Source organism: Aeromonas sp. s1(2024) (assembly GCF_040908005.1).
Lineage (GTDB): Bacteria > Pseudomonadota > Gammaproteobacteria > Enterobacterales > Aeromonadaceae > Aeromonas > Aeromonas caviae.
Map to the genome: position 1 here is coordinate 113,462 of NZ_JBFOCW010000047.1, position 22,715 is coordinate 136,176.

Here is a 22,715-nt window from a genome sequence, read left to right on the forward strand (position 1 = left end):
GCAGGCGCGCGTCCTGCCGCTGAAGGGGTGGGTGCGCCGGGTCTTTTTGTGTCAGCGCCGCACCAGGCGCCCGAGGCAGACCTCGTAGCTGGCGGCCAGCAGGCCGTCCGGTTGACGGTGGCGCTCGTAGGCCTCCCCCAGTCGCACCAGGCGCTGGCGATGACCCAGGCCCGCAGACCGCTCGTCGTTGACCTGGCTCGCACCTATCCCCTTGAGGTCGCGCAGCAGTCCACTGAGCGCCGGGTAGGCGAGGGACCAGGTCAGCGGGCAGAGTGCCGGGGCCTCGAAGCCCCCGTCACGGGCCGCCTGCTGCAACTGGGGCAACGTCAGGAAGCGATTGACATGGTCACGACCATCCACGGCCCGCCAGGCCTCCCGCAGTTGCCACAGTGACCCCGAAAGCAGGGTCGAGAAGAAGACCTGGCCACCGGGTTTGAGCACCCGGTTGAGCTCGGCAAAGGCCTGGGCCGGCCGCTCGCACCACTGCAGGGCCAGGCTGGAGAAGACCCAGTCCAGGCTCTGGTCGGCAAAGGGCAGCCCCTCCGCATCGCCGCACACCAGGCGGGCTCCGCTGCCGCGAAGGGCCGCCTGGGCCAGCATGCCGGGTGCGAGATCCAGCCCGGTCAGCGTCTCGCAGCGCGGCGCCAGGGCAGGCAGGAAGAAACCGGTACCGCAACCCAGATCCAGCCCGGCCCCTGAGCGCACCTCTTTCACGCCCCCCTCGTCCATGCGCGCCAGCAGCGACTGCCCCACCTCCTGCTGGAAGCGGGCGTGGGCGTCGTAGTGGCGGGCCGCCGCTCCGAAGCGGCGGGCGAGCTGTGCCTTGTCCACCGACTGGAAACGCTCATGCACCATGGGCGCCCCCTCTCTCTTCAGTGGATGGACGGGGCCCCAGGGCCTCGAGCAGGCGATCCACGTCATCTTCGCCATGGGCGGCGCACAGGGTGATGCGAAGGCGCGCCGTGCCGACCGGCACCGTGGGCGGGCGGATGGCGCCAGCCCAGACACCGCACTCCCGCAGCCGCTCGGCCAGTTGCAGGGCAGCGACGCTCTCCCCCACCAGCAACGGCTGGATGGGGGTATCACTTGCCCCAAGCCGCCAGCCGAGCGCCTGCGCCCCCTGCCGGAACCGGGCGACAAGGCGAGCCAGGTGGGCACGGGCCTCGTCGGCTACGCGTACCAGTTCGATGCTCTGGCGCACGGCGCACGCCTGGGCGGGGGGCATATGGGTGCTGTAGACATAGTGGCGGGAAAAATTGACCAGGTACTCCACCAGCTCGCGACTGCCCCCCACAAAGGCGCCGGCCACCCCGAGCGCCTTGCCGAAGGTCCCCATCTGGATGTGTACGCTGGCCGGGTTCACCCCCTGGGCCGCCAGGGTGCCGCGCCCCTCGGCACCCAGCACGCCGAGGCCGTGAGCATCGTCAATCATCAGCCAGTTGCCGCTTCGGGATGCGAGTGTTGCCAGCTCAGCCCAGGGGGCCTGATCCCCGTCCATGCTGAAGACCCCTTCCGAGACGATCAGGCCCCGGTTTGGCTCAAGCAGCCGCTCAAGGGCCGCCATGTCGTTGTGGCCGAAGCGCTTCATCTTGCAGGGGAGCTGGCTCCCCATCTCCTGCAGGGAGGCGTGGTTGAGCTTGTCCTGCCACAGCAGGTGATCCTTGCCGAGCAGGGCCTTGAGCACCGCCTGATTGGCGGAGAAGCCACAGTTGAACAGCAGCACCGCCTCCACGCCGAGCCAGTCGGCAAGCGTCTCTTCCAGCTGCTGGTGAGCGCGGCTGTAACCCGTCACCAGGGGCGAGGCGCCTGCCCCTGCGCCATATTGCGCCACCCCCGCCGTGAAGGCGGCCTTGATGGCGGGGTGACCCGCAAGGCCCAGGTAGTCGTTGCCAGAGACGTTGAGGTAATCACGCCCCCCGACCCGGATCCGCCCACCGCTCGCCACATCCACCGGGGTGCGTCGGCGCAGCAGGGTGGCCTGTTCACGCTCGGCCAGCGCCTCCCCCAGGGCAAAGGGGCCGGTAACAACGGGCGTCATCATGGACGGAGGACATCTGCGCGGGAACGGGTGGCATCGTAGAAGAGTTCGCTCGGCTCGCTCTGGCGGTTCACCTCGGCCAGCAGCTCCTCCTCTTGAACCTGATCCGGCTTCTGGGCCCGCTGGGCGGGGCGAATGCCAAGGCGCTTGAAGAGCTGCATGTCGCTGTTCTCGTCCGGATTGGGGGTGGTCAGCAGCTTGCAGCCGTAGAAGATGGAGTTGGCCCCGGCCATAAAGCACATGGCCTGCATCTGCTCGTTCATCTTCTCCCGCCCGGCGGAGAGGCGCACGTGGGAGGCCGGCATCATGATGCGCGCCACGGCGATGGTGCGGATAAATTCGAACGGGTCCAGGTTCTCCTGGTTCTCCAGGGGCGTCCCCTTCACCTTGACCAGCATGTTGATGGGCACGCTCTCCGGGTGGCGCGGCAGATTGGCCAGCGCCATCAAGAGGCCCGCACGGTCTTTCGCCTGCTCCCCCATGCCGACGATGCCGCCGGAGCAGACCTTCATGCCGGCGCCGCGCACATGCTCCAGGGTGTCGAGCCTGTCCTGATAGGTGCGGGTGGTGATGATGTCGCCGTAGAACTCCGGCGAGGTGTCGAGGTTGTGGTTGTAGTAATCGAGCCCCGCCGCCCCGAGACGCGCCGCCTGATCGGCGGTCAGCATCCCGAGCGTCATGCAGGTCTCCATGCCGAGCCCGCGCACCTCTTCAATCATGCGCAGGATGTAGGGCATGTCCTTCTCTTTCGGGTTGCGCCAGGCCGCCCCCATGCAGAAGCGGGACGAGCCGTTGGCCTTGGCCTCCCGGGCCCGCTCCAGCACTTTTTCCACCTCCATCAGCCGCTCGGTCTCGAGCCCGGTGTGGTAGCGAGCGCTCTGGGGACAATATTTGCAATCTTCCGGGCAGGCCCCGGTCTTGATGGAGAGCAGGGTGCTTACCTGCACCTCGTTCGGGTCGAAATGGGCACGGTGCACCGTCTGGGCCTGGAACAGCAGATCGTTGAATGGCAGGGCAAAGAGATCCTGAACCTCGGACAGGGTCCAGTCGTGACGAAGGGCGTGGGCACCCGCGGTGAGAGCATTCATACATGGCTTCCGGTTGTTATTGGTGGGATCCTGCGCCGCGCTCAAGAGAGCGTTCGCCGCAAGACCCGCCAGCTGGACAGCGCGACGCCAGGGCGTGCGCGAAGCCAAGTGGCTGAAATTGTTGGCTAGTGTAGAGAGCACGCGTAGACTGTCAACACCGACCAGATCAAATCAATTGACAATAGAACGCAAAATGACCAACCAAGAATTCGACCTGCACCACGTCTGGCACCCCTATACCTCCCTCACCCATCCCCTGCCCTGCTATGAAGTGGCCAGCGCCAAAGGGGTGACCCTCACCCTGACGGACGGGCGCGAGCTGGTGGATGGCATGAGCTCCTGGTGGGCCTGCGTTCACGGCTATCAGGTGCCGGAACTGGACGCGGCCGCCACCGCCCAGCTCGGCAAGATGTCCCACGTGATGTTTGGCGGCCTGACCCATGCCCCGGCGGTCGAGCTCTGCCGCAAACTGGTGGAGATCACCCCGAAGGGGCTGGATCGGGTCTTTCTGGCGGATTCCGGCTCGGTGGCGGTGGAGGTGGCCCTCAAGATGGCCCAGCAGTACTGGCATGCCAAAGGGACGCCCCGCGCCAAATTCGTTGCCCTTCGGGGCGGCTATCACGGCGACACCTTCGGCGCCATGAGCGTGTGCGACCCGGATGGCGGCATGCACGAGCTCTACCAGGGCTTCCTGCCCGAACACCATTTCGTCGAAGCGCCAAGCTGCCGCTTCCACGCTCAGTGGGACGAGCAGAGCGTGGTGGAGCTGGCCACCCTGGTGGCGGATCATCACGAGGAAATCGCCGCCATCGTGCTCGAACCCATCGTCCAGGGGGCGGGCGGCATGCGCTTCTACCACCCCCGCTACCTGCAGTGGGTGCGCGCCCTGTGCGACGAATTCGGCCTGCTGCTGATTGCCGACGAGATAGCCACCGGCTTTGGCCGCACCGGCCAGCTCTTTGCCTGCGACTGGGCCGGCATCAGCCCCGACATCATGTGCCTGGGCAAGGCGCTCACCGGCGGCTATCTGACGCTGTCGGCCACGCTCACGACCGAACATGTGGCTCGCACCGTGTGTGACGGCAAGGCAGGCGTCTTCATGCACGGCCCCACCTTCATGGGCAACCCGCTTGCCTGCGCGGTAGCCAACGCCTCCATCGAGTTGCTGCTCGCCTCCCCGTGGCAGGCGCGGGTGCAAGCCATCGAACACCAACTCAAAACCGAACTGGTGGAACTGACCCTGCACCCGGCGGTGGCGGATGTGCGGGTGCTCGGCGCCATCGGGGTGGTGGAGATGAAGGAGCGGGTGGACGTGGCGCGCATCCAGCGCAAGTTCGTGGAGCTGGGCGCCTGGATCCGTCCCTTTGGCAAGCTCATCTACCTAATGCCCCCCTTCGTCATCACCCCCGAGGAGCTGCGGGTATTGACCGGCGCCATCCACGAGGCCATCACCATCGGCGAATATTGAGTCCGGATGAACGGGCCCTGCATGAGAACGCAGGGCCTTTCGGCGCTTTTTCATCAGAATGTGAGCAAGACACCAAAACCCGTCCGGCGAGGAGAGTAGACTGCGCGGGTTTTACCCAACAGATGTACCAGCCCCATGCGCCTCTCCATTGCTGCCAAGATCAACTTCTTCCTGCTCTTCATCTTCTCCATGGTGTTGGTGTTTTCCGCGGCCTATCAGGCGGTGCGCGAGCGTGACCTCATCCTGACCCTCATCAAGGAGCAGAGCCGCGAGCAGACCGAGGCCTACTTCGACGGCCTCAACATGCTGATGCTGACCGGCAAGATGGACGCCCGCGACACCCTGCGCGCCAAGTTTCTCCATCACGCCCACGTGGAAGATGCCCGCATCGTGCGCGGGGCGGCGGTCAACAAGCAGTACGGGCCGGGCCGTGACGTCGAGGCCCCGAAGGACAGGTACGATGCCCTGGCGCTGGCGGGCAAGGGGAGCCTGGAGGTAGAGCATGACGGCATGCACAGCCGGCTGGTGGTGACCCGCCCGCTGCTGGCCAGAAAGGATTTTCGCGGTACCGACTGCACCAGCTGCCACCAGGTGCCGGAAAACACCGTGCTGGGGGCGGTGCGTTTTGACTACTCCCTCGACACCCTGTTTACCCGGGTGGAGCAGAACATCCTCACCTCGGCCCTGAGCCTCACCCTCATCTTCGGGCTGGGACTCCTGCTCACCCTCTGGGTCATCCGCACCTGGATAGTCCGCCCCCTCAACCAGCTGACCCGCTCCATGGAGGAGGCCACCGATCGCAACGACTTCGGCCACAGGCTGGAGGGGGATGAAGGGGACGAGATTGGCCGGGTGGCGCTCGCCTACAACCAGATGCTCGACAGCGTGGAGCGCCAGATAGGCAAGCGCCCCGCCTCTCAGGGGCTGGATGACGGCGACGGCCCTCAGCCCCGGTAGTAAAGCAGCAGGCAGGCCACCAGGATCAGCAGCAGGATGAAGAGATTGACGTGGCGGGCATCTTCCTGCCGACGGCTGCGGCCACGGGCCAGCACCAGCACCACCAGGGTCAGCAGGCAGCAACCCCAGAGCCCGCGCTCCAGCCAGGGGGTAAGCAGGGGGTCCCAGCTCTGGCGCACCTTGACGCCCCCATAGACCAGAAAGCCGTAAGCCACCTCTGGCCGGGCGAAGTGATAGAGGGAGAGCAGGGCGACAAAGCCGCCCCAGCAGAGGATCACCAGCCCCTGCAACACCCGTATCCAGCCATCCGGCCCCCGCCTGCGCTCCTTCACCCTCACCCCCGTCCAGCCGCCATGATCCATGCACTATGCATGGGGAAATCCCCGCAAGGGTCCGACATTTTTGCTTGTTTATCAAACCTGCGCGGGTAAGATGAACGGCTTAGTCTGCCATGGTGGGCCAACTGCGCCCGGGCCAGACCCCTAGTGTTGCAAATAGCGCTGCAAGAACAAGCTGGAGACAATATTTCGATGACGCACGCATCCGTAGTTGATGTGCTGGCCGGTAAGTATTCGGTCGGCACCACCCTGACTGTGAAAGGGTGGATCCGGACCCGCCGCGATTCCAAGGCGGGGATCTCATTTTTGGCCGTTTCCGATGGCTCCTGCTTCCATCCGGTGCAGGCCGTCGCCCCCAATACCCTGGCCAATTACGAGAATGAAGTGCAACGTCTGACCACAGCTTGCTCCGTCGAAGTGACCGGCACCGTGGTCGAGTCCCAGGGCAGCGGCCAAGCGTTCGAACTGCAGGCCACCGAGGTCAAGGTGGTGGGCTGGGTCGAAGATCCGGACACCTACCCCATGTCTGCCAAGCGCCACAGCATCGAGTACCTGCGCGAGCAGGGCCACCTGCGTGCCCGCACCAACATCGTCGGTGCCGTGACCCGGGTGCGCAACTGCCTCTCCCAGGCCATTCACCGCTTCTTCCACGAACAGGGCTACCTCTGGATCGCGGCGCCCCTCATCACCGCCTCCGACACTGAAGGGGCCGGCGAGATGTTCCGCGTCTCCACCCTGGACATGGAAAACCTGCCGCGCACCCCCGAAGGCAAGGTGGACTACGACAAGGACTTCTTCGGCAAGGAGACCTTCCTGACCGTGTCCGGCCAGCTGAACGTCGAAACCTACGCCTGCGCCCTGTCCAAGGTCTACACCTTCGGCCCGACCTTCCGCGCCGAAAACTCCAACACCAGCCGCCACCTGGCCGAGTTCTGGATGGTGGAGCCGGAAGTGGCCTTCGCCGATCTGGAAGACAACGCCGCCCTGGCCGAAGCCATGCTGAAGTACGTCTTCAACGCCGTGCTGACCGAGCGCCGCGACGATCTGGAGTTCTTCGCCCAGCACGTGGACAAGGACGCCATCGGCCGTCTGGAGCGCTTCGTCGCCTCCGACTTCGCCCAGATTGACTACACCGACGCCATCGACGTGCTCCAAAACTGCGGCAAGAGCTTCGAGTTCCCGGTCTCCTGGGGCATCGACCTCTCCTCCGAGCACGAGCGCTACCTGGCCGAGGAGCACTTCAAGTCCCCGGTGGTGGTGAAGAACTACCCGAAGGACATCAAGGCCTTCTACATGCGCCTCAACGACGACGGCAAGACCGTTGCCGCCATGGACGTACTGGCCCCGGGGATCGGCGAGATCATCGGCGGCTCCCAGCGTGAAGAGCGCCTCGAGGTGCTGGATGCCCGTCTGGCCGAGATGGGCCTGAACAAGGAAGACTACTGGTGGTACCGCGATCTGCGTCGCTATGGCACCGTGCCCCACTCCGGCTTCGGTCTGGGCTTCGAGCGCCTGGTGGTCTACGTGACCGGCATGGGCAACGTGCGCGACGTGATCCCCTTCCCCCGTACTCCCCGCACCGCCGAGTTCTAAGGCGACCCGCCTACTCGCACCGTGCAAAAGCCGACCCCCAGGGTCGGCTTTTTTTATGCCCGCCTCGCTCTTCCCGCACCTGTCATTTCCGCCTTTTGCATTCCAAACCCTGTGCTCTCCCCCATCTTTCCCGTCATTTATCTGGTGTGCGCCAGGAGGCGGTCCCCTGTTCAAGGGCTGAACCGTAGTTTTTATGCACTTAAATCGGAAAAAAGCCGGTTGTTGAAGCAACGCAATTTTTTACCCCTTTAGGGGTGACAAAATGTCCATTAACCCTTCAGGGGTAATTGATGACAGCGGATCCCGGGCAGCTGGCCGATGGGGACATGGATAAATACACGAGGTAATGGAATGATCTTGATGGAATTTTTGGTGGTACTCGGCTGCTTGCTGCTGGGTACCCGCTTCGGGGGCATGGGGCTGGGTCTTATCAGCGGTATCGGTCTGTTCCTGCTGACCTTCGTCTTCGGCCTGGTGCCGGGCGAGCCGCCGGTGCAGGTGATGCTGACCATACTGGCGGTCATTGGCTGCGCCGCCACCCTGCAGACCGCCGGCGGTCTCAACCTGATGATGCAGGTGGCCGAGCGTCTGCTGCGCCGCCACCCCCAGTACATCACCCTGCTGGCGCCGCTCACGACCTGGACCCTCACCTTCCTGTGCGGCACCGGCCACGTGGTCTACACCATGTTCCCCATCATCGCCGACATCGCGCTGCAAAAGAACATCCGTCCGGAGCGCCCCATGGCAGTGGCGTCCGTTGCCTCCCAGATGGCCATCTGCGCCTCGCCGGTCTCGGTGGCCGTGGTCTCCATGGTCTCCATCCTGGCGGCGGCTCACGGCGTGGGTCAGGCTTACGGTCTGCTCGACATCCTGATGGTGGCCATCCCCTCCTCGCTCACGGGTGTCATGATGGCGGCCCTGTGGAGCCTGCGCCGCGGCAAGGATCTGGACAAGGACGAGGAGTTCCAGGCCAAGATCAAGGAACCTGCCCAGCGCGACTTCATCTACGGCGGTGGTGAAACCCTGCTCAACACCAAGTTCCCGAAAGAGGCCTACTGGTCCACCTGGATCTTCTTCGCCGCCATCGCTGCCGTGGTGCTGCTGGGGGCCGATGAGGCGCTGCGCCCCGTCTTCACCATCAAGGAGAAGACGGGCCCCCTCTCCATGAACCTGGTGATCCAGATGATGATGCTGATCGCCGGCGCCATCATCCTGATGCGCTGCAAGGTCAAGCCGGGGGAGATCGCCAACGGCGCCGTCTTCAAGGCGGGCATGGTCGCCATCTTCTCCGTGTTCGGGGTCGCCTGGATGAGTGAAACCTTCTTCCAGGCCCACATGCCGCTGCTCAAGGAGACCCTGGCCCACGTGGTACAGGCCCAGCCCTGGACCTACGCCCTGGTGCTCTTCCTCATCTCCAAGCTGGTGAACAGCCAGGCCGCGGCGCTCACCGCCATCGCCCCCATGGGGCTGGCGCTGGGGGTCGAACCCAAACTGCTCATCGCCTTCCTGCCGGCGAGCTACGGCTACTTCGTGCTGCCGACCTACCCGAGCGATCTCGCCTGCATCGGCTTCGACCGCTCCGGCACCACCCGCATCGGCAAGTTCATCATCAACCACAGCTTCATCATTCCGGGCCTCATCGGGGTGGTGACCTCCTGTACCCTGGGCTTCATCCTGACCAGCATCCTGCTGTAACAGGCATCCGGTGCGAGCGGCTCCCCCGTGGGAGCCGCTTTTTTATCCCCGCATCCCCGGCCCGCGCTTTGCCATCGCCCCCCACTCTGGGTAGCATGAGCCCTCTTTTTTTCAGCGGAAATCCCCCATGTCTCGCGTCATCCTGCTCTGGAGCGGCGGCAAAGATGCCATGCAGGCCCTCTGCCACGCCCGGGAGGCGGGCCATCAGGTGGTGGCCCTGGTCACCTTTGCCCCGCCAGCGCCCCGCTTTCTCGCCCATCCTCTGTCACAGGTTCGCCGTCAGGCGGCGGCCCTCGCACTGCCCCATCGGCTGGTCACCATCGAGGCGCCCTTCGATCTCGGTTATGAGCGGGCCCTGGCGGCATTGAAAGAGGAGTGGCAACTCGATGGGGTCGTCACCGGCGACATCGACAGCGTGGGGGGCGCACCGAACTGGATCCGCGAGCGCTGTCGCCCCCTGGGGCTCACCGTCCACACCCCGCTCTGGCAGCAACCCCGCGAGGCGTTGCTGGCGGACATGCTGGCCCGCGGCATCGTCTCCCACCTCTCCTGCGTCGATACCCGGGTACTGGCCCCCGAATGGGTGGGGCGCAGGCTCGATGCGACCACCCTGGCCGAATTGCAGCAACTGGCGGCAACCCGGGGCTTAGATGCCTGCGGCGAGCAGGGGGAGTACCACACCATGGTGACCGACGGCCCCGGGTTTGCGGCGCCGCTGACGCTCGGCCACTGGCAGGTGGCGCGCCAGGAGCACCTCGCCTATCTGCAGGAGGACGAGGAATGACCTCTCACGATGGCGACACATAAAAAACGGGAGGCACTGGCCTCCCGTTTTGCTTGTCTATGACGCCGGCCTATCTGGCCAGCTTGCCCAGCACCCGCTTAAGCAGGCGGATGCGCGGCTCGATGCTCTCCAGCAGCAGGAATTCCGCCTCCGAGTGGAAGCCGCCCCCCATGGGGCCGAAGCCATCGAGGGACGGCACGCCTGCGGCGGCGGTGAAGTTGGCATCCGAGCCGCCCCCCGCCTCCAGCCAGTTGAAGGGGACGCCCTCCTCCCTGCCTGCCGCCTCCACCAGTGCCATCAGGGCCTCGGTGTCGCCGCTCGGGCGCATCGCCGGCTTGAAGCTCTGGCGCGCCACCTCGACCCGGCAACCGGCGAGGAAGGGGTTGTTGGCCATGAAGGTGAGCCGGTCGTGCACCGCCTGCGCCTCTTCGTTGCACCAGAAGCGCAAATCCACGATCGCCTCGGCAAAGTCGGGCACCACGTTGACGCCGGTACCGCCCTGCACCACCCCCACGTTCATGGTGGTGCCGGTCTCCATGTTGACCTGCTGGTTGATGGCGAGCACCCAGTGGGCCAGCTCCGTGATGGCGGAGACCCCTTGTGCCAGGGCCGAGCCTGTATGGGAGGCTTTGCCGTGGAAGGTGATGCGGTACTTGGCATTGCCCTTGCGGGCGCTGATGAGATCCCCGCTCGGGCGGGCCGCCTCGGCCACCAGCACGCAGCCGCTCTGTTTGGCTTTTTTCACCAGCCATTCTTTGGACCAGGGGGAACCAATCTCCTCGTCGCAGTTGCAGCAAACCAGCACCTTGAGCCTGGCCAGCACGGCCGGGTCCAGCTCTTTCAAGGCATACCAGGTAGAGAGCAGGCCGCTCTTCATGTCCGAGACGCCGGGGCCAAAGGCCTGATTGCCTTCGATTTTCAGCGGTCGCTTGGCCGCCGTCCCCTCGGGGAAGACGGTGTCCATGTGGCCCACCAGCATGACGTCGTAGTGATCCGCCCCCGGGGCATTGGTTGCCTCGAGGCAGGGGCCGCACTCGGCGGCGAACTGGTGGCGGGTCACCTGCCAGCCGATGGCCTCATATTTCTCGGTCATGATATCGGCGACCCGGGCCACCCCGGCCGGGGTGCGGGTGCCGCAGTCGAGGTTGATGAGCGGGGCGAGATCCGCCAGATAGGTATCGAGGGAGAACGGGCGCGTGAGGTCGTTCATTGTCTTCTCCATGGAACAATCTGCGTAAAACACAGACTGTTTTTGCAACGATAAGAGTGGGCGGGCACTCGACGCCGCCTCGTCAACGGCGGTCGGCCAGCGTGGATCAACTGGCCGCCGCCTCTACTACACCAGAGCCTTTACATGAACAGCAGATAGTTGAGGAGCAGCGCCGTCACCAGGGCCCCCGCCATGGGCACGCTGGTGCGCTTGACCACCACGAAGGGAGAGACCTTGGCGATGCCCGCACAGGCGATGAGCACCGCCGCGATGGGGGAGACGGTGCGGCCGATGCTCGAGGCGAGCTGCATCGGCAGCAGCATGGTCACCGCCGGCACGCCAAACTTGGCTGCCACCGCGGGGGCCAGGGAGGAGAAACTGAGGAAGGCTGCGTTGCCCGAGCCCATGATGACCGCCGCCACCATGATGAGCCCCACCATCACCAGGGTCATCAGGCCGCTGCCGATGCCGGCATTGCTGGCCGAATGGAGCAGGGTGTCGATGGCGCCGATGGCCTTGAGGGATTCGGCGAAGAGCTCGGCACAGACGATGAGCGCCACCACGGGGCCGAACACCTTGCCCATGCCGTCGAGGAAGCTGGAGAGCCCCGCGAAGGCGGTGCGCACCGAGCGGGTGCGCAGCAGCTCGCACAGCATGCCGATAAAGACCGACAGCAGCATGGCCACCTCCACGCTGACGCTGATGCTGGTCACCAGGAGCTTGGAGAAGGTCATCATCAGTACGAAGGGGATGATGGGCAGCAGGCCGTACCAGGTCGGCGCGGCCACCTCGTCCGCCCCTTTTTCGTCAAGCTCGGCGTGCTCGCCGCGATGCAGGGCCGGATCCCAGCCCTCCTGGCGGTCACAGTGCCGCTGCCAGAAGAAGTGCAGCACCATGGTCACCAGCAGCATGGGGACCACCAGCCAGATCTGGTAGTCGACGAAGTAGCTGGTGGGATCCATGCCGGATTGACCGGCGGAGAAGATGGCGTTGGTCTGGGTCGGGCCGATTTCGAACGCCTGGGAGGTGGCGATGACGCCGCAGGCGGAAGCCGGGCTGATGCCGAGGTTGCGCATCACCGGGTACATGGTGACCATCAGCAGCAGGCCAAGGCCGGTGGCGGAGGTGACGAACAGGGAGACGAAGACCGCCACCAGGTAGCAGATGGCCAGCATCAGGTAGCTGGACTGGATGCCCGCCACCGGTTTGACCGCCACCCGCACCAGGGCCTGGGAGGCGCCGATATGGGACATGTAGGTGGCAAAGCCCGCCACCGCCATGATGGTGAGGCCGAGCCCCGCCGCCCGGTAGGAGAAGATCCCTTTGAACACCTCGAACAGGTCGAACAGGGCGAAGCCGGTGCTCTTGTCGGCGGGCAGAATGGGGTGCAGTCCCAGCCAGTAGGCGACGGTGAAGAGGGCCATGCCCGCCAGCGCCAGCACCGCCTGCGGGTTGTAATCCTTGATGATGCCGTAGACCACGGCGATCAGCACGAGCAAGACGAAGACGAGTTCCAAGGTGCACTCCTGACAAGATTATCGAGAAGCGCAATCTAGTGGTGGATCTCCCCTTTCCTCTTGATCACCATCAATAAAGATGGAAAAAGCAAACGATTGTAGATTTTTATTCCAAAAATAAAACTAAAAACGACATTTAACATCACAAAACTGGATCTAGAATGCTCCCCAGGGTATCCCTGACCGACAACCGCCACTTTGTTTGCGTTGGATCAACATCCCGCCGGGGTGAACTGGCCAAGATGCCCGTCGACACAGAGCGACCATTTCGCACCGGAGAGAGTTATGACAAACCAAGCCACCGCAGGCACCCCGACCTGCGACTGCAAGCTGTGGGACATCCTCGTCGAGTCTGCAAAGGAACGCACCACCATTCGTTACTCCAAACTGGCCAGGCAGGCCGGGCTGGAGCAGTGCCAGGATGAACTGCGTACCCTGCTGCAACGCATCCGCATGTATTGCACCGAAAATCACCTGCCCATTCTCTCCGCCATCGTGATGGATGACGTGGGCAAATACGCCGGCCTCTCCTCCAGCCTGCCGGATGCCCCCTGGGAGCGGGCACGGGTCTTCGATCACGAGTGGACCACCCTGCACTGAGTGCCGCCCCCTGAATCCGGAACGCGCCCATACCAGCAGGCGCGTTCTGGTTTTTGGCCCCCGCCGTCCCTTCCCCGACCCCAGCGGCCCCATCCGGCCAGGTGTGCAGCATAAGGGCCTCCCGCCCACGGTCTCCCCCTTTGATACCGCAGCGCATCCCGTCCCAGACCAGCGTGTGCTGGCGCGCGGCCCCCTCCCTTCTCCACTCGGCCTGACTGGTAAAACCAGCCCATCCGGCCATGAGCGTTGCCATGGGGAGACCACAATGCCAGAATCGGGCCCTTGCACGATTTCAGGGCCGCCGGCCCGCAGACAAAGGATCCCCCATGGCCACCACCCTCTATGGCATCAAGAACTGCGACACCATCAAGAAGGCCCGCAAGTGGCTGGAGGAGGCGGGTATCGATTACCGCTTTCATGATCACCGCGCCGACGGTCTGAGCCCGGAGCAGCTCGATCTCTGGCTCGCCAAGCTGGGCTGGGAAGCCCTGCTCAACACCCGTGGCACCACCTTCCGCGCCCTGCCGGAAGCAGAAAAACAGGGGCTCGACACCGCCAAGGCCCGTGACCTGCTGCTGGCCCACCCGGCCATGATCAAGCGCCCGCTGCTGGACCAGGACGGTACCCTGACCCTGGGCTTCAAGGCAGACCTCTATCAATCCCTCTTCTCCCGTTAACTTTTTCTGTTAAGGAACACCGATGTCGGACGTCATCACACTGGCCAAGGATCTGATCAGCCGCCCCTCCGTGACCCCCCTGGATGAAGGGTGCCAGACCCTGATGGCGGAGCGCCTCGCGCGCCTGGGGTTCGTCATCGAACCCATGGTCTTTGAGGACACCACCAACCTCTGGGCACGCCGTGGCAGCGAGGGTCCCCTCTTCTGCTTCGCCGGCCACACCGACGTGGTACCCGCCGGCCCCCTGGAGAAGTGGGACACCCCGCCATTCGAGCCGACCATCAAGGACGGCATGCTCCATGGCCGGGGCGCCGCCGACATGAAGGGGTCCCTGGCCGCCATGGTGGTGGCGACCGAGCGCTTCGTGGCCGAGCACCCGGACCACAAGGGCTCCATCGCGTTTCTCATCACCTCGGATGAAGAGGGGCCCTTCATCAACGGCACGGTACGCGTCATCGACACCCTGGAGGCACGCAACGAGAAGATCCGCTGGTGCATCGTCGGCGAACCCTCCTCCACCGCCCAGGTCGGGGACGTGGTGAAGAACGGCCGTCGCGGCTCCATCACCGGCGATCTGCTGGTGCGCGGGGTGCAGGGCCACGTCGCCTACCCCCATCTGGCGGACAACCCCATCCACAAGGCGGCCCCGGCGCTGGCGGAGCTCGCCGCCATCGAGTGGGACAAGGGCAACGCCTACTTCCCCCCCACCAGCTTCCAGATCGCCAACATCCAGGGCGGCACCGGCGCCTCCAACGTCATCCCGGGGGAGTTGCAGGTCCAGTTCAACTTCCGCTTCAGCACCGAGCTCACCGATGCGGCTATCCGCGAGCGGGTCGAGGCGCTGCTGACCCGTCACGGCCTGGACTTCGAGCTGAAGTGGACCCTCTCCGGCCAGCCCTTCCTGACGGACACCGGCGCCCTGCTGGACGCCACCGTCGCCGCCGTGGCGGCAGTGAACGGCCAGCAGCCGGCCCTGCTCACCACGGGGGGCACATCCGATGGGCGCTTCATCGCTCCCACCGGGGCGGAAGTCATCGAGCTCGGCCCGGTCAACGCCACCATCCACAAGGTGAACGAGTGCGTGAAGGCGGACGATCTGGATCTGCTGGCGGACATGTACCAAGGGGTGCTGGCACGACTGCTGGCATGAGCAGCGCTCCGGACAAGAGAGACCAGACCATGAATCAGGATCAACTGCTTGGGCTGGATGAGAGCCACCTCATCCTGGTGGGGCGCGGCCCCCATCGTCTGACCGCCGCCACCGCGGCGGCCTTCAACGACATGCAGGTGGCTGCCGCCCATGCCGGTTTCAACCTGCAGGCGGCCTCCAGCTGGCGCGGCTTCGAGCGCCAGCTCGCCATCTGGAACGGCAAGTGGCGCGGGGAGCGCCCTCTGCTGGATGCGCACAACCAGCCCCTCGATGCCCTGCAACTGGGCGAGACCGAGCGACTGCACGCCATCCTGCACTGGAGCGCCCTGCCCGGCACCAGCCGCCATCACTGGGGCACGGATCTCGACATCTACGATCCGGACTGCCTGCCCGCCGGCACCCGGCTCGCGCTGGAACCCTGGGAGTACGAGGCGGGCGGCTGGTTTGCCGATTTGCGCGAGTGGCTGGACGATCACATGAACGACTTCGGCTTCTTCCTGCCCTATGCAAAAGGGGAGCAACCGGATCAGGGGGTGGCCTACGAGCCCTGGCACCTGAGCTTCGCGCCCGAATCCGACGGGCTGGCCCTGGATCCGGTGGCGCTGGCGCTTTGTCTGGAACGGGCGGATATTGAAGGCAAGGAGTGCATCCTGGCTCATCTCGACGAGATCCTGGCCCGCTATGTCACCCCGGCACACCACGAAAGGAGATTCTGATGAGCTTGTGGTTATGGATAGGCTTGCCGCTGCTGTTTCTGCTCGGCCTGTTTCTCAACGCCATCAAGGACATGAAGCAGCTCGAGAAACAGCTGCCCAAGTACAAGGACAAGATCCGGGAGGTCAAGGACGACGAGGACGACTGACCCCCTCGCAGGAGCCCGTCGGCGCTCCTGCCCCCTTCCCGTCCACGGCATTTTTTCGCCCTCTGCCGCCCCCCTCTGCCTGCACTGAAAGCCCCATCCATTGCCCCCTTTCCCTGCGCTTTCCCGCGCGGGCACGCCACCCTCGCCCTGCTTGAAAACTGCGCAACAAACGTAAAAAACTGCAAAACAATGCACAATTAAGCCACACAAAGGGGGTCAATCTGCATATAATGTGCCTGTTTTGCAGCCCGCCATAAGGAGTTCGCCATTGGATGCCACCACCGTCAACAGTTTCTTCTTCATCGGTGCCCTGTTGGTGGGTGCCAGTGTCCTGTTGAGCGCACTCTCCTCCAGAGTCGGCATCCCCATCCTGGTCATCTTCCTCGCCGTCGGCATGCTGGCGGGTGAGGATGGTCCCGGCGGCATCCACTTCGCCGACTACTCGGTCGCCTACCTGGTGGGCAACCTGGCACTGGCCATCATTCTGCTGGACGGCGGCATGCGCACCCGGGTCTCCTCCTTTCGGGTCGCGCTCTGGCCCGCGCTCTCGCTGGCCACGGTCGGGGTGGCCATCACCACCGGCCTCACGGGCCTCGCCGCCGCCTGGCTGTTCGACCTCAACCTGATGCAGGGGATGCTCATCGGTGCCATCGTCGGCTCCACCGATGCGGCGGCGGTCTTCTCCCTGCTCGGCGGGCGCAGCCTCAACGAGCGGGTCAGCGCCACCCTGGAGATAGAATCGGGCAGCAACGATCCCATGGCGGTCTTTCTCACCGTCACCCTGATCGAGGTGCTGGCCACCGCCCAGCAGGGGCTGGATGCCGGCTTCCTGCTACTGCAACTCGTCAAGCAGTTCGGGCTGGGCGCTGGCATCGGCCTTGCGGGGGGCTGGCTGCTGTGGAAGCTCATCAACAGTGCCAAGCTCGCCCCCGGTCTCTATCCCCTGCTCACGGTGAGCGGCGGCCTGCTCATCTTCGCCCTCACCACGGCGGTGGGGGGCAGCGGCATCCTCGCCATCTACCTCACCGGCCTGCTGCTCGGCAACCTCTCCCTGCGCAGCCGCAGCACCACCCTCTCCGTGCTGGACGGCCTGACCTGGCTCAGCCAGATCGGCATGTTCCTGGTGCTGGGGCTGCTCGCCTCGCCCCACAAGCTGCTGCCCATCGCCCTGCCGGCGCTGGCCCTGGCCATGTGGATGATCCTGTTTGCCCGTCCGGTGTCGGTCTGGATTGGACTGCTGCCGTTCAAGAACTTCGCGCCGCGCGAGCGCTGGTTCATCTCCTGGGTGGGGCTGCGCGGCGCCGTGCCCATCATCCTGGCGGTCTTCCCCATGATGGCGGGGCTGCCCAATGCCCAGCTCTACTTCAATGTCGCCTTCTTCGTGGTGCTGGTTTCGCTCATCCTGCAGGGCAGCTCGCTGCCGTTGGCATCAAAGCTGGCGCGAGTGGAGGTGCCCGCACCGCCCTCTCCCATCAACCGCTCTGGGCTGGAAATCGATCTCGACAGCCAGTGGGAGACCTTCGTCTATCGCCTGAGCGCCGAGAAGTGGTGCATCGGCTCCCCCTTGCGGGAGCTGCGCATGCCTCAGGGCACCCGCATCTGCGCCCTGTTCCGCGGCCAGGAGCTGCTCCACCCCTCGGGCAGTACCTGCCTGCAATCCGATGACATCCTCTGCGTCATCGGCCACGAGCACGACCTGCCCGCCCTCGGTCAGCTCTTCAGCCAGGCGCCGGAGCAGGATCTGGGCCCGCGCTTCTTCGGTGACTTCCTGCTGGAGGCCAACGCCAGGCTGGTGGATCTCGCCCCGCTCTACGGGCTGGATGTGAGCGAGGTGGCGGATCAGAGCCTCGGCGATTTTATTGCCCATCAGTTGGGCGATAATCTGGTGGTCGGTGACCATGTCGCCTGGCAGGGACTGCTCTGGACGGTGGCGGAAATGGAAGAGGGTGAACCCCGCAAGATAGGGGTGCGCTTCCTGGAAGAAGACCCCGTCTAGGCGCCGGCCATCGTAGCCCGCATTTGTGTGAGAAGGGAGTGAACCATGCCTTATCAAACCCTGTTGTCCGGTCTGTATCCTCCCTCGCCCAAGCTGGGCCTCATCGAGGGTTTCTTTGGCAAGGGCTGGAGCTGGGAAGCCCGTGCCCGCTACGCCCAGTGGCTGCCCCGCCACGGCTATGGCTTCTACCTCTACGCCCCCAAGGAAGACGGCTACCTGCGCAAGCACTGGGCCACCCCCTGGCCCGCCGACCAGCTTGAAGCCCTGTGCCAGCTCGCCCGCCAGTGCCGGGAGAACGGTCTGGCCTTCGGGGTGGGCCTGAGCCCCATGGGGGCCCATCACGACTATGCCCGCCAGCGACCCGCCCTGCTGGAGAAGGTGAGGCTCATCGAAGAGGTGCTCAAGCCCGATATCCTGGCGATCCTGTTTGACGACATGAAGGGGGACACCCCGGATCTCGCCCACTGGCAGCTCACCATCGCCCACGACATCGCGGCCCACACCGATGCAGGCCGCCTGCTGTTCTGCCCCAGCTACTACAGCACGGATCCGGTGCTGGAGAAGGTGTTCGGTGCCATGCCCCCCCACTATCTGCAGGATCTGGGTCAGGGGCTCGACAAGCGCATCGATGTCTTCTGGACCGGCCCCAAAGTCTGCTCCACCGAGTATCCGGCTGCCCACCTCAAACAGGCCGCCGACTGGCTCCATCGCAAGCCCTTCCTGTGGGACAACTATCCGGTCAATGACGGCAGCAAGGCGAGCAGCTTCCTGCACCTGCGCGCCTTCGAAAACCGTCCGGCAGAGCTGGCGGATCTCGTGAGCGGCCATGCGGTCAATCCCATGAAGCAGGCGGCCCTCTCGGCCCTGCCGCTCGCCACCCTGCCCATGAGCTACAAGCTCGGCAAGCAGTACGATCCTGACAAGGCGCTGCACGCCTCCCTCAACGCCACCTGCGGGCCGCAGATCTCCGCCATGATCCAGGCAGACCTGCCGCTCTTCCAGGACATCGGTCTGGCCCAGCTCACCCCCGAGCAGGTCATCCATCTCAAGAGCCGCTACCTGCCGTTCCAGGATCAGGCCTGCGTGAACGAGATCCTGCGCTGGCTGGCCGGGGAGTACGTGTTCGATCCGGACTGCCTGACCGACTGACCTCATGAGTCCATGAAAAGTGGGTTCATGAAAAAACGGGCCCATGTAAAAGGCCACCTCCCGGGCAGGGAGGTGGCCTTTTTGCATGATGTCTCTTCAGGTGCCCCATGGCGTCACATAGGGCGGCAGATTGAGCGGGTGTTTAGCCGAAGGCCAGCCAGACCCCGACAAACAGCATGAGAGAGCCCGCGATCCGGTTCATCAGAGTGACATTGCCGCTCTTGGCGAGGAAATGGCGCAAGGTGCGGCCACCGCTGGCATAGAGCATCAGGCAGGAGAACTCGATGACCAGGATGAGCGCGACCAGGGCCCCTATCTGGGGTGCCATCGGCTTGGCCGCATTGATGAAGGGGGGCAGCAGGGAGACCATGAAGGCCCACCCCTTGGGGTTGGCGATGGCGGTCACGAAACCCTGTACGGCCAGTCCCATGGGGCTGGTCTGCTGACCCGCCGAGAGATCCGCCGGGATGGCCATCTTGCCCTTGGCCTGCCACATCTGGATGCCGAGCCAGACCAGGTAGGCGCCACCGACATATTTGAATGCAGAGAACAGGGCCGGGTAGTTGAGCATGACTGCCGCCACCCCGACCACCGACAGCACGGAGACCAGGCCGACGCCGACAAGCTCCCCCCACATCATGTGCAGGGTACGGCGCACCCCCAGACTCATGCCCAGGGTCATCGCCAGGGTCATGCACATACCGGGTGTTACTGAGACAAAAAAGAACGTGGGAATAAAGAGCGCCAAGATGGCGGGATCAATCCAGTCGGACACACTACACCTCCAGGGTAACAAGCAGACGATCTTGCCTATCACACTCTTTTAACACAAGAAAAACCTTTTCATTCAGCAAGAATTCAGCATTAAAAACCCTGTGACAAGGATTGTCGCGCCTGTGTAAGATGCCGCCTCACTCCTCTTTCGGGTTAGGATCTTTCATGTCATTGAATAATCTGTCCATTCGTCTTCAAGTGCTTATCCCTCTCCTGCTCGCCAGCCTGTTGATGCTGCTGATGGCCGTGATCAGCAAACAGGAAATCGACGGTGCCATTCAGGACATGAATGAAACCACCGCCAGCGTCACCCGCCACAAGGACGACATCGCGGCCCTGATCCACGCCACCTACCGACTGCGCACCAACGCCATCTACGGCCTCTACGATGAGGCCCTCTTCGCCCAGTTGCCGGCTCAGCTCTCCGCCGCCGAACAGGAGATTGGCGCCATCCTGACCAGACTGGTTGTCACCGGTGCCGAGCAGGACAACCGTCAGGTCGCGGCCGCCCTGCAGGCCTACCTCGGCCATACCCGCAGCAGCATGCTGCCCCTGCTGACCGCCAAGTACCAAGGCAGTGGCGATCCCGCCGCCTATGAGCAGGCCCGCCTGCACTTTCGCGATCTGGGGGAGGCGCTCATCAAGCAGATCGATGCCATGTCCGTCCACATCAATCAGCTGACCCAGACTGAGATTGCCGAGGAGCAGGCCCACTACCGCGCGACCCTGCTGCGCACCCTGCTGCTGATGGGGAGCACCCTGATCGCGGCCCTGCTGGGCGGCTGGTGGATCTCCGGGCGCATCGTGCAGCCCATCGGCCAGTTGCAGGAGGTGATGCACGCCGTCGCCCTCGGCCGCTTCAACGTGCGTGCCAATGCCGAAGGCAACAACGAGCTGGGCCAGCTCGCCAGGGATATCAACCGGACCCTGAGCCAGCTTGCCAACACCATCCAGACCCTGACCGGCATCAGCGGCAATGTGGCCTCCGCCGCCACCGAGCTTGCCGCTGTGATGACCCAGGCAGAGGTCAACGCCCAGCAGCAGCGTGGTGAGACCGAACAGGTGGCCTCCGCCGTCACCGAGCTGGCCAGCACCGCCGACAACGTCAACCACAACGCCGCCCTGGCCGACGAGCTGGCCCGGGATGCCAACAGTCGGGTCGAACAGGGGCTGGCCCTGTTTGCCGAAAGCATTGAGGCCAACGGCCGCATGGCGGGCAGTCTGGAGAACGCCGCGACTGTGGTGGCCAGGCTCAAGTCCCAGTCCGAGCAGATCGGCAAGGTGATCGAAGTCATTCAGAGCATTTCGGAGCAGACCAACCTGCTGGCCCTCAACGCCGCCATCGAGGCGGCCCGCGCCGGTGAAAGCGGCCGCGGCTTTGCGGTGGTGGCCGACGAAGTGCGCCTGCTGGCTGCCCGTACCCAGGACTCCACCAAGGAGATCCAGGCCATCATCGAGCAGTTGCAGAGCCAGTCCCTCTCCGCCAACAGCGGCGTGCAGCAGACCCTGGAGATCCTCGGCCACAACCAGCAGCTCTCCGCCGAGGTACAGGCCTTGCTGGGGGGCATCACGGACGCGGTCAACCAGATCAACGGTGCCAACGCCCAGGTGGCGACCGCGGCAGAACAACAATCCTGCGTCACCGCCGACATCAGCCGCAACCTCACCAACATCCACGAGATCGTGAACCAGAACGCCGCCGGCATCAGCCAGAGTGCCGCCGCCAGTCACGAACTGTCACAGCTCGCCGAGCAGCAGCGCAGGCAGCTCGCCCAGTTCCAGCTCTGATCCCGAGAGGGTCTCTTCGATACCGCGGGGCCCGGCGCAGGCCCCGCACTTGCCCCTCCCCCTTCACGCCTCCTGTTTAAAATGGGTTTTTGCCATCAAGGTGTCATTGGGGGCTGGGCTGCATTCACAAATGTGGGTATGGTAGAGGCACGTCACTCCCCCTCATCGAGAGATCATCATGAGCCTGAAGTTCAAGAAACCCGCTTTTATCACGCTCGGCCTCATCGCCCTGCTCTCCGCACTCTGGCTCGATTTCTATCTGCCGGAACACACCATCGCCACCATCACCGGGGTGGAGGTGAAGCGCACCGACAAGGATGGCCCCATCAGCCAGAAGAACCCGGCTGACGGCCCCACCACCGACGTCTATTACATCTACACCGAGCGCCCCGGCGAGAAGATCCGGGTGTTTCGCAATGAAGACACCGAATGGGGCTGGCCCTTCTACTTCAAGTTCAACGCCGCCGACGTCCAGGCCAAGGCCAAGTCCATGGAGTTCGAAAAACGCCTGGCCATCATCACCTCCTACGGCTGGCGCGTGAACATGTTCTCCATGTTCCCCAACGTCACCAAGATCGCGAGCACCGAGCCCGATGCCTCCACCTGGAGCTTCTTCCGCTGGTTCTGGTTCGGTGTCTGGGCCCTGGTGATGGGCAAGGCGGCCATCGCCACCTGGCGCTACTTCGATCGCCTCGAGGACGAGATATGAGCGAGCCGAGCAAGACCCGCACCAGCTTCTATCGTCGGCTCTACGTGGCTCACCTCATCAGTCAGGGCACGGACACCGTGCCCGCCATCATGGAGGCGACCGGCATGCCGCGCCGCACCGCCCAGGACACCCTCAGCGCCCTGGCGGAGCTCGACATCCAGTGCGCCTTCGAGCAGACCGAGGGGGCTCGCCATCTGCAGGGGCACTACCGCATCAGCGACTGGGGGCCCATCAATCCGGCCTGGATTGCTGCGCAGCTTCCAGTTATCAGGCAGACCCTGGGGTATCCCTGACACCCCGGGCCCTGCTCTGCCTCCCATAG

22 protein-coding genes are annotated in these 22,715 nt (G+C 64.5%); 15 read left to right on the forward strand and 7 right to left on the reverse strand.

Annotated features, from left to right (window positions below; all coding sequences use genetic code 11):
• Nucleotides 1-51 precede the first annotated feature (51 nt).
• Genes bioC through bioB form a run of 3 tightly spaced genes read right to left on the reverse strand, consistent with a single transcriptional unit; the run spans nucleotide 52 to nucleotide 3,126 of the window.
• A complete protein-coding gene (bioC, locus tag AB5Y70_RS11555; RefSeq protein WP_041212694.1) occupies nucleotides 52-855 on the reverse strand; it encodes a malonyl-ACP O-methyltransferase BioC in 804 nt (267 codons plus the stop codon).
• Entirely contained in the window at nucleotides 845-2,041 is a 1,197-nt protein-coding gene (gene bioF / locus AB5Y70_RS11560; protein ID WP_043155233.1) for an 8-amino-7-oxononanoate synthase, read from the reverse strand. Before bioF ends, bioC begins: the two co-directional genes overlap by 11 nt.
• The gene (gene bioB, locus AB5Y70_RS11565) at nucleotides 2,038-3,126 is read right to left on the reverse strand and encodes a biotin synthase BioB (RefSeq protein ID WP_043155235.1); all 1,089 of its coding nucleotides are present in this window, start codon (nucleotides 3,124-3,126) and stop codon (nucleotides 2,038-2,040) included. The genes bioF and bioB overlap by 4 nt, the downstream gene beginning before the upstream one ends.
• 193 nt (nucleotides 3,127-3,319) lie before the next feature.
• On the opposite strand from bioB, the gene bioA reads away from it, so the two are divergent.
• Both bioA and AB5Y70_RS11575 read left to right on the forward strand, forming a co-directional pair.
• Nucleotides 3,320-4,594, forward strand: a complete 1,275-nt coding sequence (gene bioA / locus AB5Y70_RS11570) for an adenosylmethionine--8-amino-7-oxononanoate transaminase (RefSeq protein ID WP_043155237.1) — start codon at nucleotides 3,320-3,322, stop codon at nucleotides 4,592-4,594.
• A 135-nt stretch (nucleotides 4,595-4,729) separates the two neighbouring features.
• Nucleotides 4,730-5,551, forward strand: coding sequence for a HAMP domain-containing protein (locus tag AB5Y70_RS11575; protein WP_043155238.1), 822 nt, complete (start codon nucleotides 4,730-4,732; stop codon nucleotides 5,549-5,551).
• Here the strand turns inward: AB5Y70_RS11575 and AB5Y70_RS11580 are convergent.
• Nucleotides 5,539-5,913, reverse strand: a complete 375-nt coding sequence (locus AB5Y70_RS11580) for a hypothetical protein (protein WP_223302528.1) — start codon at nucleotides 5,911-5,913, stop codon at nucleotides 5,539-5,541. The two genes, AB5Y70_RS11575 and AB5Y70_RS11580, sit on opposite strands and share 13 nt — an antisense overlap.
• 168 nt (nucleotides 5,914-6,081) lie before the next feature.
• Here AB5Y70_RS11580 and asnS point away from each other — a divergent pair, with 168 nt between their 5' ends.
• The 3 genes from asnS (at nucleotide 6,082) to AB5Y70_RS11595 (ending at nucleotide 9,961) form a co-directional block, all read left to right on the forward strand.
• The gene (gene asnS, locus AB5Y70_RS11585) at nucleotides 6,082-7,482 is read left to right on the forward strand and encodes an asparagine--tRNA ligase (RefSeq protein WP_039039869.1); all 1,401 of its coding nucleotides are present in this window, start codon (nucleotides 6,082-6,084) and stop codon (nucleotides 7,480-7,482) included.
• Nucleotides 7,483-7,833: 351 nt separating this feature from the next.
• Nucleotides 7,834-9,177 carry an anaerobic C4-dicarboxylate transporter gene (locus tag AB5Y70_RS11590; RefSeq protein WP_043155239.1) on the forward strand — a complete coding sequence of 448 codons (1,344 nt, stop codon included), beginning with the start codon at nucleotides 7,834-7,836 and terminating at the stop codon, nucleotides 9,175-9,177.
• Between the two features lie 127 nt (nucleotides 9,178-9,304).
• The gene (locus tag AB5Y70_RS11595) at nucleotides 9,305-9,961 is read left to right on the forward strand and encodes a hypothetical protein (RefSeq protein ID WP_043155241.1); all 657 of its coding nucleotides are present in this window, start codon (nucleotides 9,305-9,307) and stop codon (nucleotides 9,959-9,961) included.
• Nucleotides 9,962-10,031: 70 nt separating this feature from the next.
• On the opposite strand, the gene AB5Y70_RS11600 is transcribed toward AB5Y70_RS11595, so the two are convergent.
• On the reverse strand, nucleotides 10,032-11,171 hold the full coding sequence (locus AB5Y70_RS11600; protein ID WP_043155242.1) for a M20 family metallopeptidase: 1,140 nt from the start codon (nucleotides 11,169-11,171) through the stop codon (nucleotides 10,032-10,034).
• Nucleotides 11,172-11,311: 140 nt separating this feature from the next.
• Entirely contained in the window at nucleotides 11,312-12,688 is a 1,377-nt protein-coding gene (gene dcuC, locus AB5Y70_RS11605) for a C4-dicarboxylate transporter DcuC (protein WP_049636352.1), read from the reverse strand.
• Nucleotides 12,689-12,973: 285 nt separating this feature from the next.
• Between dcuC and AB5Y70_RS11610 the strand changes: the two genes are divergently transcribed.
• The 7 genes from AB5Y70_RS11610 (at nucleotide 12,974) to AB5Y70_RS11640 (ending at nucleotide 19,122) form a co-directional block, all read left to right on the forward strand.
• On the forward strand, nucleotides 12,974-13,288 hold the full coding sequence (locus AB5Y70_RS11610; protein ID WP_010674057.1) for a hypothetical protein: 315 nt from the start codon (nucleotides 12,974-12,976) through the stop codon (nucleotides 13,286-13,288).
• Between the two features lie 326 nt (nucleotides 13,289-13,614).
• A complete protein-coding gene (locus AB5Y70_RS11615; protein WP_039039874.1) occupies nucleotides 13,615-13,965 on the forward strand; it encodes an ArsC family reductase in 351 nt (116 codons plus the stop codon).
• A gap of 22 nt (nucleotides 13,966-13,987) precedes the next feature.
• A complete protein-coding gene (gene dapE, locus AB5Y70_RS11620) occupies nucleotides 13,988-15,115 on the forward strand; it encodes a succinyl-diaminopimelate desuccinylase (RefSeq protein WP_010674050.1) in 1,128 nt (375 codons plus the stop codon).
• Between the two features lie 29 nt (nucleotides 15,116-15,144).
• Nucleotides 15,145-15,831 (forward strand): M15 family metallopeptidase, encoded by a 687-nt coding sequence (locus AB5Y70_RS11625; protein WP_043154557.1) that lies wholly within the window; start codon nucleotides 15,145-15,147, stop codon nucleotides 15,829-15,831.
• Nucleotides 15,831-15,977, forward strand: a complete 147-nt coding sequence (locus tag AB5Y70_RS11630; RefSeq protein WP_010674048.1) for a hypothetical protein — start codon at nucleotides 15,831-15,833, stop codon at nucleotides 15,975-15,977. The genes AB5Y70_RS11625 and AB5Y70_RS11630 overlap by 1 nt, the downstream gene beginning before the upstream one ends.
• Nucleotides 15,978-16,245: 268 nt before the next feature.
• Nucleotides 16,246-17,973 (forward strand): potassium/proton antiporter, encoded by a 1,728-nt coding sequence (locus AB5Y70_RS11635; protein WP_010674047.1) that lies wholly within the window; start codon nucleotides 16,246-16,248, stop codon nucleotides 17,971-17,973.
• Nucleotides 17,974-18,018: 45 nt separating this feature from the next.
• A complete protein-coding gene (locus AB5Y70_RS11640) occupies nucleotides 18,019-19,122 on the forward strand; it encodes a beta-N-acetylglucosaminidase domain-containing protein (protein ID WP_043154552.1) in 1,104 nt (367 codons plus the stop codon).
• Between the two features lie 142 nt (nucleotides 19,123-19,264).
• Here the strand turns inward: AB5Y70_RS11640 and AB5Y70_RS11645 are convergent, their stop codons facing one another.
• Entirely contained in the window at nucleotides 19,265-19,897 is a 633-nt protein-coding gene (locus AB5Y70_RS11645) for a LysE family translocator (RefSeq protein ID WP_039039878.1), read from the reverse strand.
• Between the two features lie 164 nt (nucleotides 19,898-20,061).
• On the opposite strand from AB5Y70_RS11645, the gene AB5Y70_RS11650 reads away from it, so the two are divergent.
• The 3 genes from AB5Y70_RS11650 to AB5Y70_RS11660 all read left to right on the forward strand — a co-directional run bounded on the left by AB5Y70_RS11650 (nucleotide 20,062) and on the right by AB5Y70_RS11660 (nucleotide 22,686).
• Complete coding sequence (locus AB5Y70_RS11650) at nucleotides 20,062-21,684, forward strand: methyl-accepting chemotaxis protein (RefSeq protein WP_043154550.1); 1,623 nt, start codon at nucleotides 20,062-20,064, stop codon at nucleotides 21,682-21,684.
• 178 nt (nucleotides 21,685-21,862) lie between these two features.
• On the forward strand, nucleotides 21,863-22,393 hold the full coding sequence (locus AB5Y70_RS11655; protein ID WP_039039880.1) for a DUF1523 family protein: 531 nt from the start codon (nucleotides 21,863-21,865) through the stop codon (nucleotides 22,391-22,393).
• Nucleotides 22,390-22,686 (forward strand): helix-turn-helix domain-containing protein, encoded by a 297-nt coding sequence (locus AB5Y70_RS11660; protein WP_039039881.1) that lies wholly within the window; start codon nucleotides 22,390-22,392, stop codon nucleotides 22,684-22,686. The genes AB5Y70_RS11655 and AB5Y70_RS11660 overlap by 4 nt, the downstream gene beginning before the upstream one ends.
• Nucleotides 22,687-22,715 lie beyond the last annotated feature (29 nt).